Raw genomic sequence first — 253 nt, forward strand, 5'->3', positions numbered from 1 at the left:
CGGCCGCATCGATCCGCGCCGCCTGCACCGCCAGGCTGCCGGCGCTCTGCACGGTGCCGCCCTGCTGCAGCCAGGCCGCGCCGGCCTGCAACTGCGCCGCGCCACCGGCGTAGGCGCTGCCGCTGCTGCGCAACTCGCCGCTGGCGCTCAGCGCCAGATCGCCGCCGCTGTAGAGACTGCCGCCGGCGTCCAGCTCCGAGCCGAACAAGCTGATGGCGCCGGCGCTGCTGCGCCCGCTGTGCGCCAGCGCGCC

1 pseudogene is annotated in these 253 nt (G+C 77.5%); it reads right to left on the reverse strand.

Features of this window, described 5'->3' with window-relative positions:
• Window positions 1–253, reverse strand: a pseudogene (locus D588_RS24260) (filamentous hemagglutinin-like protein); the annotation flags it as partial.

The organism is Xanthomonas sp. SHU 308 (assembly GCF_000364645.1).
GTDB classification, from domain to species: domain Bacteria; phylum Pseudomonadota; class Gammaproteobacteria; order Xanthomonadales; family Xanthomonadaceae; genus Xanthomonas_A; species Xanthomonas_A sontii.